A 17,430-nucleotide genomic window follows, 5' to 3' on the forward strand; every position below is an offset into this window, starting at 1 on the left:
CGGGACGGGCGCGCCCTGACGATCGTCGGTTGGCCGAAGCCCCTGCCGTGCTTACCGTTCCCCCTGTCCGCCTCCCCTGCATGGGCGGACACACCACACCCGCGCGGGCCGTCCCTGCTTCCGGCCCGCGCGGGCTACGCGAGGGAGAACAGCGCAAGATGACGCATGTTCGGAAGAAACTGGCCTTGGTGGGCATGGGCGCGCTCACCGCGGTGGCTGGCGGAGTGCTGACCGCCATGCCCGCCGAGGGCGAGGTGCTGTCGGTGGCCGACGCCATCAGCGGCAGCTACATCGTCGTGCTCAAGGGCGGCTCGTCGACCGAGGCGGCCCGCGAGCTGACCGCCGAGCACGGCGGCCGGGTGGACACGGTCTACACCAGCGCGATCAGCGGCTTCAGCGCGGCCATGTCCGACCGGGAGGCCCGCAGGCTCGCCGCCGACCCGAGGGTCGCCTACGTCGAGCAGAACCACCGGGTCGAATTGGCCGACGTCCAGCAGAACCCCACCTGGGGCCTGGACCGCGTCGACCAGCGCGACCTGCCGCTGGACAGCCGGTACGAGTACACCGCGACCGGCGCCGGGGTCAACGTCTACATCATCGACACCGGCATCAACATCAACCACCAGGACTTCGGCGGCCGGGCCAAGCACGGGCGCGACACGGTGGACAACGACAACGACACCAGCGACTGCCAGGGCCACGGCACGCACGTGGCGGGCACCGCGGGCGGCACCGCCTACGGCGTGGCCAAGGGCGCGACGCTCATCGGCGTGCGGGTGTTCGGCTGCTCGTCCACCGGCACCGCAGCCGACATCCTGGAGGGCATCGACTGGGTGACGAGCAACGCCGTCAAGCCCGCGGTCGCCAACCTGAGCCTGCGCACGGGCAAGTCGACCGCGACCAACGACGCCGTCCAGCGCATGATGGACTCCGGCGTCGTCACCGCCGTCGCCGCGGGCAACTACGGCGACGACGCGTGCGACGACTCGCCGTCCAGCACGCCCGACGCGATCACCGTCGGCGCGACCGACCGCAACGACGGCCGCGTCGACAACCAGATTTGGACGTCGAACTACGGCCCCTGCGTCGACATCTGGGCGCCGGGCGACAACATCGTGTCCGCCGCGTACAACAGCAACACCGGCACGGCCACCAAGAGCGGCACCTCCATGGCCACCCCGCACGTCGCGGGCGCGGCGGCGCTGTACCTGGAGGGCAACCGGACCGCGAGCCAGCTGACCGTGCGCGACGCGCTGGTCGCGAACTCCACCAAGGACACGCTGACCAACCTCGGCGCCGGGTCGCCGAACCGGATGCTCTACACCGGCTCGGGCGGCACCACGCCGCCCACCTGCGCGCCCGTCACCAACAGCGCCGACGTGTCCATCCCGGACGCGGGCGCCGCGGTGACCAGCTCGGTGACCGTGTCCGGCTGCACCGGCACGGCGTCGGCGTCGACCGAGGTCGCCGTGGACATCCGCCACACCTACGTCGGCGACCTGCAGATCGACCTGGTCGCGCCGGACGGCTCGGTGTACCGGCTCAAGAGCACCAGCAACGACTCCAGCAACGACATCAACACCACCTACACGGTGAACGCGTCGGCTGAGACCGCGAACGGCACCTGGCGCCTGCGCGTCCAGGACCGCTACCGCGCCGACACCGGCTACATCAACTCCTGGACCCTGACGGTCTGAGGCACCCGTTGACGGACCGCGTCAGGGCAGCCAGCCCCGACGCGGTCCGCGCCGTTCCCGCGACCACGCCGTCCGGGCGCACCAGGCGGTTCCCGACCACCGCGAAGTCGTCGTAACTCGCACCCGGCAGCACCTTGCCGCCTCCGCGCCGCACCAGCGGCCCGCCGCGCAGCCGGGGCGCGACCTCGGCCATCGGCAGGTGCGCGGCCGCGCGCAGCAGGCGTTGCCGGGCGCGGCCACCGGTCATGGCCCACCCCAGCAGCCGCGCCGCCCGGATGGTGGTGAGCGCGTGGGGGAGCCGTTCGGCCTGGTAGGTGTCCAACAGCTCGTCCGGGGCGCCGCGGTCGAGCACGTAGTCCAGCTTCCACGCCAGGTTCACCGCGTCCCGCAGGCCCGCGCCGAGCCCCTGCCCGGCGAACGGGGGCGTCAGGTGCGCGGCGTCGCCCAGCAGGAACACCCGGCCCAGCCGCCAGCGCTCGGCAACCCGGGCGTGGAAGGTGTAGACGGCGCGGCGGATGACCGTCGGACCGTCCGGTGGGGACAGTGACCCGCCGTCCTCGCCGGGGCGCAGCCGGAACTCCCAGCGGTAACGGTCTCCCACCACTCGCATGAACGTCGCCGGGCGTTCGGCGCACACCTGGTGCACGCCGTCCCACATGTCCACCGGTTCGGGGGACACCGCGTCCACCACCAGCCACCGCTCGGCGGGGCGCAGCTCCCGCACTCCGATGCCGAGCGAGCGCCGGACCACGCTGTCGGCCCCGTCGCAGCCGAGGACCGCCTCCGCCGCGATCCGCGTGCCGTCCGCGCACACCACCACCGGGCCCGGCTCGACCGCCACCACGTCCACGCCGCGCCGGATGACGCCGTCCGGCAGCGCGGCGGCGAGCACGGCGTCCAGCGCGGGCTGGTCGAACAGGGACGCGTCCGGGTGCCCGAACCGGCCGACGGGCGCGCGGCGGAACTCGGCCAGCACCCGGTGCCCGGCGTCGACCAGCCGCAGTCCCGGCATGGCCCGGCTGATGCGCAGGAACGGCTCCAGCACCCCGGCCCCGCGCAGGATGTCCACGGCCTCGCCGTCCAGGTGCACCGCGCGGGGGAGCGGGTACGGCTCCGCGTGCCGCTCCAGGACGGTCACGTCCATCCCGCGCCGGACCAGCAGCAGCGCGGCCGTCATGCCGACCGGGCCTGCCCCCACGATCACGACGCTCAGGGCTCGGCCACCATCAGCGCGCCGGACAGGGTCAGGCCCGGGCCGAACGCCATCGCCACGACCGTCTCCCCGGGGGCCGGGGCCAGGCGGCGCAGGATCAGCCCTACCGTGGCCGAGGAGCAGTTGCCGTAGTCGGCCAACACCCGGCGCGACTCGGCGAGCGCGGTGTCCGGCAGCCCCAGGCCCTGTTCGACCACGGTCAGGATGCGCGGCCCGCCCGGGTGCACCGCCCAGTGGTCGACGTCGGCCGCGGTGAGGCCGTGCGGGTCCAGCAGGTCCTTGGCGAGCAGCTCCACCTCGACGCCCAGCACGTCCGGCACGCGGCGGGACAGGCTCATGCGGAAGCCGAGGTCGGTCACGTGCCAGGTCATGTGGTCGCTGGTGTCCGGGTGCGTGCGCCACGCGGTGTCGACCACGCGCAGCCCCGGCCCCCGGTCCGGTTGCAGGACCAGCGCCACCGCGGCGTCGCCGAAGAGGGCGTGGCAGACGATCTGCTCGGGGTCGTCGGTCGGCGGCTGGGCGTGCAGGGAGGTGAGCTCCAGGCAGAGCAGCACGGCGGGTCGGCCGTTGGCGTTGACGTAGTCGCTGACGCTGTCCAGGCCGGGCAGCGCGGCGTAGCAGCCCATGTGCCCCACCAGGAGCCTGCGCGCCCTCGGGTCCAGCGGCAGCGACCCCGCCAGCGCGATGTCCACCCCCGGGGTGCCGTACCCGGTGCAGGAGGCGACGGCGAGCAGCCCGATGTCGCCCGCGTCCAGCCCGGCGTCGGCCAGGGCCGCGGTGACGGCCTGGTGGGCCAGCGGCGGGGCGGCCTCGGCGTAGCGGCGCATCCGCGCCGCCGTCGACCAGTGCGCGACGTCCTCGCTGCGCGGGTCGGCCACCGCGTGCCGGGTGCGCACGCCGGACGCTGCGAAGATCCGCTCGGCCGCTCGGCTCCCGGCCAGCGCGCCGCTGAAGTGGGTGTCCCACATGACCCGCTGGTCGAAGGCCGGGGGCACGGCGACCCCGATCCCGGCCACCACGGCCCGTCGTTCCACCGTCTCATCCCACCTTCCGGCCGACGCCCTGGAACAGCACACCCGTGTCCCGCACCGGCCGCAGCCGGACGGAGTCCCGCCTGCCCAGCAGCCAGCCCGCCACGTCGGACAGGACGGGCCGGATGCCGCGCAACCGCAGCGGGATACCCACTTCCGCGGCGACCTTGACCAACGCGGCGCGATCAACCAGCAGCCGGGGATCGTGCACCCCGCGCGGCGCCATCCCGGGCACCCGCTCGGCGACGCCGATCGCCACGAACCGGCACCGCCGCGTCGCCGCGAGCGTGTCCAACACCAGCAGCCCGTCCGGCGCCAGCACCCTCCCGATCTCCCGGACCGCCGCGTCGAGGTCCGTCACGTGCTCCAGGATCTCCCCGGCCACGACCACGTCGGCACACCCGTCGCGCAGCGGCACCCGCAGGACGTCGCCCCGCACCGCCGTCACCCCGTGCTCCCGCGCCTGCCGCAACCCGCTCGCCGACATGTCCACCCCGATGTGCCGGTATCCGCGCACGTGCGGGGCCAACAACCCGGCCCCGCACCCCAGGTCCACCAACACGGCCCCCGCCCGTTCCGGCGGCGGCACCAACTCCCCCCGGGCGGCGGCCAGCCAGTGCAACATGGCGAACACACCCCGAGGCCGCCACCACTGGTCGGCGAGTCGGTCGTAGAGGCGGATGTCGTTCCTCGGCAACTGCTCGGTCGGTGGCACGTGCTCCAGGCTGGCACACTCGGGCCCGTGCAGCAGGCCGTGCGGACCGGAGCCGCCCTAGCGATGGCGTGCCACCCCGCGCCGACCCTGACCGTGACGGCCCTCGCGGCCGCCCTGGCAGCGGCAGCGGGCCGGTCGGCCCCTGAGGTCGTGGGCCTCGCCGTCGCGGTCCTCTGTGGACAACTCTCAGTGGGCTGGCTGAACGACCTGCTCGACGCCCCCCGCGACGCCGCCGTGGGCCGCTCCGGCAAGCCGGTGGCCGAGGGCCGCGTGTCCCGTCGGACGGTCGGTGCAGGCGTGATCGTCGCCGCCGTGGCCGCTTTGGCCCTGACGTCTCTGTTCGGCCTGACAGCCCTCCTGGCCCACACGGCCGCCTTGGCGTCGGCCTGGGCCTACGACCTGGGCGTAAAGTCGACGGCCTTCTCGGTCGTCCCGTACACGGTGTCGTTCGCCTTGCTACCGGTGATCGTCGGCCCGGCTCCGCTGTGGCTGATGGCCGCAGCCGCCACCCTCGGCAGTGCAGCGCACTTCGCCAACGCGATTCCCGACTTGGCGGACGACCTGGCGACGGGAGTACGCGGCCTACCGCACCGAATCGGCGCCCGCTCCTCGATCCTGGCCGCAGCCGCCCTGATGCTCGCCACCGGCGTCCTACTAGCCCTAGGCCCACCAGGCCCACCGACACCCCTGGCACTGGCGGCACTGGGAGTAGCGGGCACGATCCTGGCGATCGGAGTCGCAAAAGGCGGCAGAGCCCCCTTCGCAGCGGTGATGGCAGTAGCCCTAGTGGACGTAGCCGTAGCCACCCACGTACTGACCTGAACACCACTCACTGCGTTTAAAGCAACGCAACCACCCACCCGACGCAACACGCGTGACGCTTCTGTCCGATGGAGTGGACTTGCATTCGTGGGGAGCGAAGCGGTGCTACCCTTGCTCGGCGCGGAACGGCTTCGCCGCTCCGCCCTTCTTTCCGCGCGCGCCGCTTCGCTTAGGGGCCCCGCGAATGCGAGTTCACTCCATCGGACACCCCAAAAGCACATCGCGAACCACCCTCGACACCGCCTGCCGCCTACGACACCTGCGCCGCCGCCAAGGTGTGCGTCTGACAGCGGGCGCCAAACCCCAAGATCCGAAGCGCGATGTGATTCTTGGGCGTCCGATGGGGTGAACCCGCATTCGCGGGGCCCCTAAGAAAAGCGGCGCGGGCGTGGAAAAAGGGCGGAGCGGCGAAGCCGTCCACGCCCGAGATAGGGTAGCACCGCTTTTCTCCCCACGAATGCGGGTTCACCCCATCGGACAGTTATCTGGGGCGTGTTGCGTAGGTGGGTGGGTGCGTTGCTTCTTATTTGGTTTTTGTTAGTGCCAGTTTGAAGGGGTTTAGGTGTGCGGGCATGGTGCCTGTAAGGGGTTTCTTTGGGGTTAGGTCTGCGCGGGTGAGTAGGGCGTGGATCAAGGTTGAGGTGATGAACAGGACCAGGTTCCGGCCCGGGCAGCCTGCTGGGCCTGTGCTGAACGGGAGGAGGGCCGGGTTGAGGGCGGCCCTGCCGTCCAGCCAGAGGTCCGGGTCGAAGCGGTCGCCGGAGTCTCGGTGGAACAGGGGGGTGATCACGGCGACTGTGGTTCCCGGTGGGCCCCAGTCCGTGGCCTCTGTGGTGTCTCGGAGGATGGCGGGGGTGGTCGGCCACAGGCGGAGTGATTCGAGTACGCAGGCCCTCAAGACGGGACGTTGGTCGGTCTCGTCGCGGAGGCGGGCCAGGATCTCCGGGTGGCTGGTGACCAGGGTGAGGGTGCGCATCACCGCCATGCCCGCCGCGTCGAAGGCGAAGAGCCACTGGGGGAACTGGTCGACCGCCTGGGAGCCCTGGGCGGCGGTGAGGCCTGCGAGGCTGCCCGGCTCGGCGCGGTCGAGGTGGGATTTGAGGCGTTCGGCGAAGCGTTGGCGGCGGCGTTGGCGGCGGGGGTGCAGGTAGGACCAGTTGCCGTCGGCGCGCAGCGTGTGCAGGAGGTCGATCAGTTCGACGTCGTCGCGGGCGCCCTTGCCGAGGGTGATGCGGCGGACCAGGCGCCACCAGCCGTCGGCGAAGGTGGGCCAGTCGAGGCGGTCGTGTTCGAGCATCGCCTCGGCCTCCGCGCTCACGGCGGCGGCGAACGGGGCCGACAGGCGGTGCATCGGGAGCGGGGTGTCCAGCACGTGCTCGGTGAACCGGCGGCGGTCGCGGCGGGCGGCGGCGGGGGAGATGAGCAGGCCGTGCGGCTGGAAGTGGCGGAGCGCGGCGACCTTCTCCCGGTTCGCCGGGGAGAACGGCACCGGCGTCTCGGCCAGCACGAGCGCGGCGTCCTCGGCGGACAGCGGGATCACGAACCGGCGCTTGCCCAGCCGCACCGAGGCGGGACCCGGGCCGTAGCGCACGCGCATCCTGCGGAGCTCGTTCAGCATCGCCTGGTAGGCGCCCGCCTTCGTCAGCAGGCCGACCGTCCGCGGTCTGCGCACGACCAGACCGCTCGCCACCAGCGGAAACACGACGCGCAGCCCCAGCTTGGCTGCGTCGCTCCGCGAAATCGCCGTCAAGGTCCGCGGCACGGCCGTGCGTGTCATGACCGGGGGTACCCTCCCCGTCCCGGGCCGCAAACCGACCCGTTCGGTGGCTGCGCGGGCGGCGGGGCGTCGCGGAATCTCGTCCTTGGTGTGCCGCCCGCCCGCTGCCGCCGCACCATGATGGGGAGCCGACTTCGGCCGCGATCGGAGCAGCCCATGCACACGACCGACCCCCGAAGCCGCGTCGACGCGGGAGCCACCCTCGGCATCGAGGAGGAGTTCCTGCTGGTCGACCCGCGCACCGCAGAACCGGTCGATTGCGGCCCCGCCGTCATCGACCAGTGCCACGGCTACGGTCCGTGGACGCCGCAGTACGAGTACGCCCGCAGCCAGGTGGAGGTGGCCACCGGCGTCTGCCACACCGCGGCGGCGGCCGCCGCCCAGCTCACCGACGCCCGCGCCCGGCTCGCCGAGCGGGCCCGCGCCCACGGCGCGCTGCTCATCGCGACCGGGGCGCCCATCGTCGCGTCCCGCCCCATCACCCTGACCAGCGGGGACCGGTACGCGCGCATCGCCACGCACTACGGCGGCATGTTCTCCGACTACCAGTGCTGCGGCCTGCACGTGCACGTCGGCGTCCCCGACCGGGACGCGGCCGCCGCCCTGCTCAACTACGTCACGCCCTGGCTGCCGACCCTGCTGGCGCTGTCGGCCAACTCGCCCCTGCGCCAGGGCAGGGACGCCGACTACGCCAGCCTGCGCGCGCTGGCCCAGTCCGCCTTCCCGGCCTCGGGCCCGCCGCCGTGGGTCGAGTCGGCCGCCGACCACGACCGCCACATCGCCCGGCTCGTCGACTGCGGCGCGTTCACCGACGACCGCATCACGTTCTGGCTGGCCCGGCTCTCGCCGCACCTGCCGACCATCGAGATCCGGGTCGCCGACAGCGTGCCGACGCCCGCCGACGCGATGCTGCTGGCCGCCCTGTGCCGGGCCATCGTCGTCACCGCGGCGTCCGACCTCGCCGCGGGCATCCCCGCCCCGCGCCCCGACCGCGACACGATGGCCGCCGCCCTGTGGAGCGCGGCCCGCCACGGGATGCGCGGCGCCGCGGTCGACCCGGTCACCCGGCGGCGCACCAGCGCCCGCCGCCGCCTCGCCGCCCTGCTCAACCGGGTGCGGCCCGCGCTGGCCGAGTTCGGCGAGCTGAGCATGGTCACCGCCACGCTCGCCGAGCTCTCCCGCCGCGGCACCGGCGCCGAGCTGCAACGCGTCGCCGCGCCCGGGGGGCCCGCCGCGGTCGCGGCCATGCTCGCCGCGCAGACGACGGGATTGACCCCGGTCGAAGCGGGATACACCCCGGTATGAGCGCCGAGCCGTACGTCCCCGACCGGGGGACGCTGGACGACCTGCGCGCCGCGGTCCACACCTGCCGCGGCTGCGACCTCTACCGCGACGCCACCCAGGCGGTGTTCGGCGCCGGGCCGGACACCGCCCGGCTGGTCCTGGTCGGAGAGCAGCCCGGAGACCGCGAGGACGTCGAGGGCGAGCCGTTCGTCGGCCCCGCGGGCCGCATCCTCGACAAGGCGCTCGCCGAGGCGGGCATCGCCAGGGACGAGGTGTACCTGACCAACGCGGTGAAGCACTTCAAGTTCCAGCGCTCCGAACGGGGCAAGACCCGCATCCACAAGACCCCCGGCCGCACCGAGGTGGTCGCCTGCGCGCCCTGGCTGGCCGCCGAGATCACCCGCGTCGACCCCGAACTCGTGGTCTGCCTCGGCGCGACCGCCGCCAAGGCCCTCCACGGCCCGAAGTTCCGCATCACGACCGACCGGGGCCGCGTCCTCCCCGCCCCCGACGGCCCCTTCGCCGGCCGCGACGTCCTCGCCACCACCCACCCCTCCGCCGTCCTGCGCGCCCGCGACGACCGCGACGAGGTCTACGCCGGACTGGTCGCCGACCTGCGGGTGGCCGCCGCCTAGTCCGTCAGGGCGTGCGCCAGTCGTCGCTCTGGAGGGCGCCGCTGGCCTGCGGGCCCATGAGCAGCATGCCGCCGTCGACGACGTAGGAGGCGCCGGTGACGTAGCCAGCGGCCGGGGTGGCCAGGAAGGCGATCACGGAGGCCACCTCGTGCGCGTGGCCCGGCCTGCCCAGCGGGTAGCCGGGGCGGGGCTGCTCGCGCGGGTCGGCGTCCTCCTGGCCCGTCATCGGCGTGGAGATCTCGCCGGGGGCCACCGAGTTCACCGTGATGCCGTACGGCGCCAGCTCCAGGGCGAGCGTCTTGGTCAGCATGCCCAGCCCGGCCTTGGCCACGCAGTACGGCCCCGCGCCCACCCGGGGCGCGTGCTCGTGCACGCTGGTCACGTTGATGATCCGGCCGCCCCGGCCCGCGGCGACCATGTGCCGGGCGGCCCGCTGCGCGCAGAGGAACGCGCCGTCGAGGTCGACGTCGAGCACCGCGCGCCAGTCGTCGAAGTCCAGGTCGAGCAGGGGCGTCGACGAGCCCGTCCCGGAGGCGTTGACCAGCACGTCCAGCCCGCCGAGCGCCTCGGCGGCCGCGTCGACGGCGCTGGCCGCCGTGGGCAGGTCGGTCAGGTCCATCCGGGTGACGAAGGCCGACACCCCGGCGGCCTCGACCTCGCGGGCGGTCGCCTCCGCGCCCTCCCGGTCGGTGTGCCAGGTGATGCCGACGTCGACGCCGCCGCCCGCGAGGGCGACGGCGGTGGCCCGGCCGATCCCGGAGTCGGCGCCGGTCACCAGCGCGCGCAGCGGCGCGCCGTTGCGGTCCTCCGGCAGCGGGGCTGCCATGGCGGTCTCCTCTCAGCGCAGCCGCAGCGGGTCGAGCGGCAGCGGCTCGTCACCTTCCCGGTGGTGCAGGAGGATGCCCTCGCGCAGCGTCAGCGGGCACAGCTCCACTTCGGACACGTCGAGGGTGCGCATCATGCTCCTGGCCACGATCGCGCCCGCCAGGACGTACGGGGCGCGGGCGGCGGAGATGCCGCGCAGCCGGGCCCGCCGCGACGAGGGCATGTCGGCAAGCCGGGGGATCCACTTGTCCAAATCGGACAGCGTGAGGACGCGGCGGGCGTCGGCGCCCGCCCCCAGCGGCGGCGCGCCCGCGAGCCTGCCGAGCTGCTGCAGGATCCGGGAGGCGGCCACGGCGCGGTCGAAGTCCGGGTCGCCCACGACGTCGTCGAGCGAGCGCCGCACGTGCCGCTTGAGCCTGCGCAGGTCCTTCTCCGTCGGCGGGTCCTTGTGCAGGAACGCCCTGGTCAGGGTGCCAGCGCCCAACGGGAGCGACAGGGCGGCGTCGGGCACGGTGTCCTCGCCGTAGACGATCTCGCTGGTGCCCCCGCCGATGTCCAGCAGCAGCATCCGCCCGGACCCGCCCGCCCAGTGCCGCGCGGCGTGGTAGGTCAGCCAGCCCTCCTGCGGCCCGGTGAGGAACTGCGGCCGCAGCCCCACCGAGCGGTACACCGCCTCCACGACCTCGTCGCGGTTGGCCGCGTCCCGCACGCACGACGTGGCGAAGCAGAACAGCTCCCGCACGCGCAACTCGCGCGCCGCGCTCACCGTCGCCCGGGCGGCCCGCACGACCCGCCGCACGCCGCGCTTGGTCAGCACGCCGTCCGGTCGGATCTCCCGGCCCAGCCGCGTGGGGTACTTGTAGGCGGCGGTCAGCGGACCGTCGTCGGCCAGTTGCAGGCACGCCGAAACCGAGCCGATGTCGATGACGCCAACGCGGCCGCTCACCCGGGGGTACTCCCTCCTCCTAGGGGAGTCACAATCATTCCCGGTTATTACCCTGACCGGAACGACCCAAACGCGTGGTTCTCGTCCCACCGGCCGATCCGAAGTGGAAGTCAGCCCGCCGTCATGCGGATCCCCTTGGCCCCGTTGGACAAGGTCATGGTTTGTCCGTCCGTGCTCACTTCGGCCTTGCCGTCCATGACCGCGACGATGGCGTCCTCCACGGCCATGACCTCCGGCGCGCACGCCATCCGGGTGAGGACGGGCGGCTCGAACACGATCGCGTTCCCGGTCATCCGGTAGATCGCCCCACCGGTGTTGCAGCCGGTGTCGACGGCCACCCGGTCCGCGCTGAACGTCAGCGTCGCCCGCGTGGGCACCGACGAGGCGACCTCGCCCTCGACGAGGGTGTCCACGACCCAGGTCGTGCCCAGCAGCGGCGGGACGGTCTCCCTGGCCATGACCAGCTCGGTGTCGTTCGCGGTGAGCACCAGCCGTTCGCCGTCCATCCGCCAGGCGGGCGACGCGGTCAGCAGGCCCGCCAGCCACTCGTCCTGCGCGTGCCGGGCCGGGTCGCAGCCCATCTCGGTGACGGACAGGTCCCGAACCACGACCTTGCCGCCGCCGGTCTCCACGGGCCCGCTCATCGTGTTGCAGCCCGCGCTCGCCAGCAGCCTGCCGTCGTCGGTGAACTCGACGCGCACCCGCGTGCCCTCGACCAGTTCATGTCCCGACTGACTGACGTAGACGCCGGTAGGGCCTGCCGCGCCCGGTCCGACGCCCACGGGAGTGCTGCCCTCCCCGCACGCGGTCATGGCCACCAGCAGCACCAGTACGCCGACAAGAGTCTTCATGCACCCAGGACGGAAGCGGCCGCCCCCCGGGTTGCCCGGCGTCTGTCACCCGATGGTGTGGGAACAGGCGGGGCGGGAGCGCTCTTCCCTCAGGTGAATCCTTTCAGTAACATCAGGTTCTCCTGAGTTCACCCAGCACGCATGGCGTGATCGGCGCACGCCTGTCGTCCCCCGACAGGAAGGCTCCGAGCGTGAAACGCAGGATCGCTGTCGCATGCGCTGTCGCGGCCACAGCCCTCGCCGTCACCCCACCCGCCCACGCCGCCCCCGACTTCACCGTGCTCGTCTTCAGCAAGACGGCGGGCTTCCGGCACGACTCCATCCCGGCCGGTATCTCCACCATCCAGCAGTTAGGGCAGCAGAACAACTTCACCGTCGAGACGACGGAGGACGCCGCCCAGTTCACCGACACCAACCTCGCCCGGTTCGACGCCGTCGTCTGGCTCTCGACCACCGGCGACGTCCTCAACACCAGCCAGCAGGCCGCCTTCGAGCGCTACATCCGCGCGGGCGGCGGCTACGCGGGCGTGCACGCCGCGTCCGACACCGAGTACGACTGGCCCTGGTACGGCGACCTCGTCGGCTCCTACTTCGCCAGCCACCCCGCCCCGCAGCAGGCCACCATCGACGTCCACGACCGGCAGCACGCCTCCACCGCGCACCTTCCGGCGCAGTGGAGCCGGTTCGACGAGTGGTACAACTACCGCGACAACCCGCGCGGGCGCGTGCACGTCCTCGCGACGCTGAACGAGAGCACCTACTCCGGCGGCACCATGGGCGCCGACCACCCCATCGCCTGGTGCCACGGCTTCGACGGCGGCCGCTCCTGGTACACCGGCGGCGGCCACACCCGGGAGAGCTTCGCCGAACCCCTCTTCCGCGATCACCTGCTCGGCGGCATCCGCTACGCCGCGCAGGGCACCGGCGGCTGCGGGGCCGCGCCGAGGTTCACCCAGGTCACGCTCGCCAAGGGCGTCGCAGAGACCGGCGAGCCGATGGGCATGACCGTCCTGCCCAACCGCGGCGTCCTGCACACCTCGCGCGACGGCACGGTCCGCTACACCGACGTCAACGGCAACACCAAGGTCGCGCTCACCCTCCCCGTCTACACCCACGACGAAGAGGGCCTGCAGAGCATCAAGGCGGACCCGGGCTTCGCCACCAACCGCTGGGTCTACCTCTACTACGCCCCGCCCCTGTCCACCCCGCCCGGCGACGCCCCGGCGACCGGCACGCCCGCCGACTTCGCCCGGTTCGCGGGGGTCAACCGGCTGGCCCGCTTCACCGTGCGCGCCGACCACACGATCGACCCGGCGTCGGCGGTCACCGTCCTGGAGGTGCCGACCAGCCGCGGCCTGTGCTGCCACGTCGGCGGCGACATCGACTTCGACGCGGCTGGCAACCTGTACCTGTCCACAGGGGACGACACGAACCCGTTCGACTCCGGCGGCTACACCCCCATCGACGAGCGCGCGGGCCGCAACCCGGCCTACGACGCCCAGCGCACCTCGGCCAACAGCAACGACCTGCGCGGCAAGATCCTGCGCGTGCGGCCGTCGGCGGGCGGCGGCTACACGATCCCGGCGGGCAACATGTTCGCCCCGGGCACCGCGAACACCCGGCCCGAGATCTACGCGATGGGCTTCCGCAACCCGTTCCGCATGAGCGTGGACAAGGCGACCGGCGTCGTCTACGTGGGCGACTACGGTCCCGACGCGGGCACCGCCGACCCCGGCCGCGGCCCGGCGGGCCAGGTCGAGTTCAGCCGGATCACCGGGCCCGGCTTCCACGGCTGGCCCTACTGCTCCAGCTTCAACGACCCCTATGTCGACTACACCTTCCCGTCGGGCCCCTCGGGCGCGGCGTTCGACTGCGCGGGCGGCCCGGTCAACGACTCGCCCAACAACACCGGCATCCGCAGGCTGCCACCCGCCCAGCGCGGCTGGCTGCCCTACACCGGGTCCACCCCGCCGGAGCTCGGTGGCGGCTCGCTGTCGCCGATGGCGGGCCCGGTCTACCGCTACGACCCGGCGCTGAACTCCAGCGTGAAGTTCCCGGCGTCCTACGACGGGCTGTTCTTCGCGGGCGAGTTCGGCAGGCGCTGGATCAAGACCGTCGGCACCGGGACCACGCCCGGCCCGATCGCGGCGTTCCCGTGGACGGGCACGCAGGTCATGGACATGGAGTTCGGGCCGGACGGCGCGCTCTACGTCCTCGACTACGGCACCGGCTGGTTCGGCGGCGACGCCAACTCCGCCGTCTACCGCATCGAGCACACCACCGCGGCGGGCCGTCCGCCGGTCGCGCAGGCGGCGGGCACGCCGACCTCGGGCCGCGCACCGCTGACGGTGGCGTTCAGCTCGGCGGGCAGCGGCGACCCCGACGGCGACCCGATCAGCTACGCCTGGGACTTCACCACCGACGGCACGGTCGACTCGACCGCGCCCAACCCGTCCCACACCTACACCGCCAACGGGTCCTTCACCGCCACGCTGACCGTCAGCGACGGCGCCAGGACGGCGTCGGCGAGCGTGCCGATCTCGGTGGGCAACAGCGCGCCGACCATCCGGATCGAGCTGCCCGCGAACGGGCAGACCTTCGCCTTCGGCGACGAGGTCCCGTTCCGGGTGGTGGTCGCCGACGCCGAGGACCCGGCCGTCGACTGCTCCCGGGTGAAGGTCGACTACATCCTCGGCCACGACACCCACGGCCACCCGATCACCAGCGCCACCGGCTGCTCGGGCGTCCTGCGGACGACGGCGGACGGCGAACACGACGTCAGCGCGAACATCTTCGGCGTCGTGAACGCCGAGTACGCCGACAGCGGCAGCCCGCCGCTGACCGCGCGGGCCACCGCGATCCTGCAGCCGCGCACCCGCCAGGCCGAGCACTTCGGCGCGCAGAACGGCATCACGGTGGTGGACAAGGCCGCCGCGGTCGGCGGCCGCGCGCTGGGCTACATCGACAACGGCGACTGGGTGTCGTTCACCCCGTACTCCCTGGCGGGCGTCACGTCCTTCACCGCGCGGGTCGCCTCGGCGGGCGCGGGCGGGACGCTGTCCCTGCGCACCGGGTCGCCGACGGGCCCGCTGCTGGGCTCCGTCGCGGTCGCGCCGACCGGCGGCTGGGAGAACTTCGTGACCGTCTCCGGCTCACTCACCCCGCCCGCCGGGACGCACACCCTGTACCTGGTGTTCACCGGGGGCGCGGGCAGCCTGTTCGACGTCGACGAGTTCGCCTTCGGGCAGGCGTCGCCGCCGTCGGAGGACGTCGCCCGGAACCGGCCCGCCACGGCGTCGAGCGTGGAGTCGGCGGCTTACCCGGCGTCGGCAGCGGTGGACGGCGACCCCGGCACCCGCTGGTCGAGCCAGTTCGCCGACCCGCAGTGGATCCAGGTCGACCTCGGCGCCACCGGCCCGGTGAGCCGGGTCAAGCTGACCTGGGAGACCGCGTACGGCTCCGGCTACCAGGTGCGGACGTCGACCGACGGCGCCACGTGGACGACCGTCCGCACGGTGACCGGGGGAGACGGCGGCGTCGACGACCTGACCGGCCTCACCGCCTCCGGGCGCTACGTGCGCGTCCACGGCACGGCCCGGGCCACCGGCTGGGGCTACTCGCTCTGGTCGTTCGAGGTCTACCGCTAACGGCCGCCTGCCCGGCGGGGACGACCCGCCGGGCAGGCTCTCCGCGTTACCCGATCACCCCGCGGTCAGCGCGAGGTCGTCGAGGACGAACGAGGTCTGGAGCGACCAGTCCTCGCTGCCGGTGAAGCTGATCGTCACCGTCTGGCCCGCGTACGCGCCGACGTCGAACGACCGGAGGGTGTAGCCGGACTCGTCCACATTGGAGTACGTGGCGAGCGTGGTCGAGCCGATCTTCACCGTGAACGTGTCGTACACCGTGGAGCCGGACTCCGACGAGACGATCTTCAGGTACAGCGACAGGGTCGACTCGGTGCAGCCCGCCGGGATCGTGACGGTCTGCTGCAGCGTCTCGGTCTCGGTGTAGCCGTAGCCGCTGATCCACGACGACCGGGTGCCCGAGCGCGGGGCGCCCGTGCCGGTCCAGCTGTAGATCGTCCAGGTCGCGTTGGACCAGCCGGTGGTGCCGCTCTCGAAGCCGGGGTTCACCAGCTTCTGCCCCGGGCTGGCGCAGTCGCCGCCGCCGCCGTCCTCCTTCTCGATGATCCAGGTGAACGTGGTGCTCGCGCTGCGGCCTGCGCTGTCGGTCACGGTCGCGGTCACCGAGTACGAGTCGGCCACCGTCGGCGTGCCCGAGATCAGGCCGGTCGACGCGTTCACCGACAGGCCGGTCGGCAGCCCGGTGGCAGACCAGGTGTAGGGCGTGCTGCCGCCGGACGCGGCCAGCTGCAGGCTCGCCGGGGAGCCGACGACGTCCTGCTGCGTGCCCGGGTTGGTGATGCTCGGCCCGGACGGCTGGCCGGTGGCGACGTAGAGCAGCCGGTTGGGCGAGCCGCTGCCCGGGTTGGTGATCTTGTTGGGGGTCGACGCCGAGATCATCGCCGAGGCCACCTGCGCGGGCGTCAGCGACGGCGACGCGCCCAGGATGAGCGCCGCGCCGCCCGCGACGTGCGGGGCGGCCATCGACGTGCCGCTGATGGTGTTGGTGGCGGTGTCGCTGGTGTTCCACGGCGCGGTGATGTCCTGGCCGGGGGCGAAGATGTCGGTGCAGGTGCCGTAGTTGGAGAACGACGCGCGGGCGTCCGTCCGGGTGCTCGCGTTGACCGTGATGGCCTCCGGAGTGCGGGCGGGGGTGAAGTTGCAGGCGTCGGCGTTGGAGTTGCCGGAGGCGAGCGCGTAGGTGACGCCGGAGGCGATCGAGTTGCGGACCGCGTTCTCCAGGGTGGTGTTGGTGCCCGACGCGCCGAGGCTCATGTTCGCCACGGCTGGCCTGGTGGCGTTGTTCGTCACCCAGTCCACGCCCGCGGTGACCCCGGCGAGCGTGCCGGAGCCCTGGCAGTTGAGGACCTTCACCGCGACCAGACGGACGCCCTTGGCGACGCCGTGCGCGGTGCCGCCCACGGTGCCCGCGACGTGGGTGCCGTGGCCGTTGCAGTCGGTGTTGTTGCTGTCGACGGTGTTCGTGCCCCATGTCGCCCGGCCACCGAAGTCGGCGTGGGTGGTCCGGATGCCGGTGTCGATGATGTAGGCGGTGACGTTCGACGCGGTGTTGGGGTAGGTGTAGCTGTTGTCCAGCGGCAGATCGCGCTGGTCGATGCGGTCCAGGCCCCACGACGGCGGGTTGGGCTGGGTGTCGGCGACGCCGACCACGCCGTTCTGCTCGACGTAGGCGACGCTCGGGTCCGCGGCGAGCTGTCTGGCCGCCTTGGCCGAGAGTCTGCCCGCGAACCCGCGCACGGCGTGCCGGTAGGTGTGCTCGACAGAGGCGCCGTACTTGCGCGCCAGGTCGCTGGTGGCGGTGTCGACGCTGGTGACGGCAGCGTCCTTGAACACGACTATGTAGCTGTTGGGGATCGCGGCGGGGTTGTCGGTGCCCAGGACAGTGCCCTCGGCGGCGGCGGCGGGCGAGGCGAGAACGGCGAACGCGGTGGCGGCGGCTGTGCCCGCCACGGCCAATCGGCGCGGCAGGGCTCGGCGAACAGGTCCCATG

General features: G+C 73.0%; 13 protein-coding genes. 5 read left to right on the forward strand and 8 right to left on the reverse strand.

Annotated features, from left to right (window positions below):
• Positions 1-158: 158 nt before the first annotated feature.
• A complete protein-coding gene (locus tag Actkin_RS12780; protein ID WP_258907338.1) occupies positions 159-1,697 on the forward strand; it encodes a S8 family peptidase in 1,539 nt (512 codons plus the stop codon).
• Here the strand turns inward: Actkin_RS12780 and Actkin_RS12785 are convergent.
• Genes Actkin_RS12785 through Actkin_RS12795 form a run of 3 tightly spaced genes read right to left on the reverse strand, consistent with a single transcriptional unit; the run spans position 1,672 to position 4,656 of the window.
• Positions 1,672-2,895: an FAD-dependent monooxygenase gene (locus Actkin_RS12785; RefSeq protein ID WP_189212833.1), complete on the reverse strand. Its 1,224-nt coding sequence runs from the start codon at positions 2,893-2,895 to the stop codon at positions 1,672-1,674. The genes Actkin_RS12780 and Actkin_RS12785 overlap by 26 nt on opposite strands.
• An 11-nt stretch (positions 2,896-2,906) precedes the next feature.
• Positions 2,907-3,944, reverse strand: a complete 1,038-nt coding sequence (locus Actkin_RS12790) for a type III polyketide synthase (protein WP_258907339.1) — start codon at positions 3,942-3,944, stop codon at positions 2,907-2,909.
• A 4-nt stretch (positions 3,945-3,948) separates the two neighbouring features.
• The gene (locus Actkin_RS12795) at positions 3,949-4,656 is read right to left on the reverse strand and encodes a class I SAM-dependent methyltransferase (RefSeq protein ID WP_258907340.1); all 708 of its coding nucleotides are present in this window, start codon (positions 4,654-4,656) and stop codon (positions 3,949-3,951) included.
• Positions 4,657-4,683: 27 nt separating this feature from the next.
• On the opposite strand from Actkin_RS12795, the gene Actkin_RS12800 reads away from it, so the two are divergent.
• A complete protein-coding gene (locus Actkin_RS12800) occupies positions 4,684-5,478 on the forward strand; it encodes a UbiA family prenyltransferase (protein WP_258907341.1) in 795 nt (264 codons plus the stop codon).
• A gap of 523 nt (positions 5,479-6,001) precedes the next feature.
• On the opposite strand, the gene Actkin_RS12805 is transcribed toward Actkin_RS12800, so the two are convergent.
• Positions 6,002-7,180: a cytochrome P450 gene (locus tag Actkin_RS12805; RefSeq protein WP_258907342.1), complete on the reverse strand. Its 1,179-nt coding sequence runs from the start codon at positions 7,178-7,180 to the stop codon at positions 6,002-6,004.
• 231 nt (positions 7,181-7,411) lie between these two features.
• Between Actkin_RS12805 and Actkin_RS12810 the strand changes: the two genes are divergently transcribed.
• Positions 7,412-8,560 carry a carboxylate-amine ligase gene (locus Actkin_RS12810; RefSeq protein ID WP_258907344.1) on the forward strand — a complete coding sequence of 383 codons (1,149 nt, stop codon included), beginning with the start codon at positions 7,412-7,414 and terminating at the stop codon, positions 8,558-8,560.
• Entirely contained in the window at positions 8,557-9,174 is a 618-nt protein-coding gene (locus Actkin_RS12815) for a UdgX family uracil-DNA binding protein (RefSeq protein WP_189212837.1), read from the forward strand. Before Actkin_RS12810 ends, Actkin_RS12815 begins: the two co-directional genes overlap by 4 nt.
• A 4-nt stretch (positions 9,175-9,178) precedes the next feature.
• Here Actkin_RS12815 and Actkin_RS12820 read toward each other — a convergent pair whose 3' ends face one another.
• The 3 genes from Actkin_RS12820 to Actkin_RS12830 form a co-directional block, all read right to left on the reverse strand.
• Positions 9,179-10,000 (reverse strand): SDR family oxidoreductase, encoded by an 822-nt coding sequence (locus tag Actkin_RS12820; RefSeq protein ID WP_258907345.1) that lies wholly within the window; start codon positions 9,998-10,000, stop codon positions 9,179-9,181.
• A gap of 12 nt (positions 10,001-10,012) precedes the next feature.
• Positions 10,013-10,945 carry a Ppx/GppA phosphatase family protein gene (locus Actkin_RS12825; protein WP_189212839.1) on the reverse strand — a complete coding sequence of 311 codons (933 nt, stop codon included), beginning with the start codon at positions 10,943-10,945 and terminating at the stop codon, positions 10,013-10,015.
• Between the two features lie 110 nt (positions 10,946-11,055).
• Positions 11,056-11,796, reverse strand: coding sequence for an META domain-containing protein (locus tag Actkin_RS12830; RefSeq protein WP_258907346.1), 741 nt, complete (start codon positions 11,794-11,796; stop codon positions 11,056-11,058).
• 191 nt (positions 11,797-11,987) lie between these two features.
• Here Actkin_RS12830 and Actkin_RS12835 point away from each other — a divergent pair, with 191 nt between their 5' ends.
• Entirely contained in the window at positions 11,988-15,443 is a 3,456-nt protein-coding gene (locus tag Actkin_RS12835) for a ThuA domain-containing protein (protein ID WP_258907347.1), read from the forward strand.
• Between the two features lie 54 nt (positions 15,444-15,497).
• Here the strand turns inward: Actkin_RS12835 and Actkin_RS12840 are convergent, their stop codons facing one another.
• Entirely contained in the window at positions 15,498-17,429 is a 1,932-nt protein-coding gene (locus Actkin_RS12840; RefSeq protein WP_396122963.1) for a S8 family peptidase, read from the reverse strand.
• Position 17,430 lies beyond the last annotated feature (1 nt).

It is taken from the genome of Actinokineospora sp. UTMC 2448, from assembly GCF_024760565.1.
GTDB classification, from domain to species: Bacteria; Actinomycetota; Actinomycetes; order Mycobacteriales; family Pseudonocardiaceae; genus Actinokineospora; species Actinokineospora fastidiosa.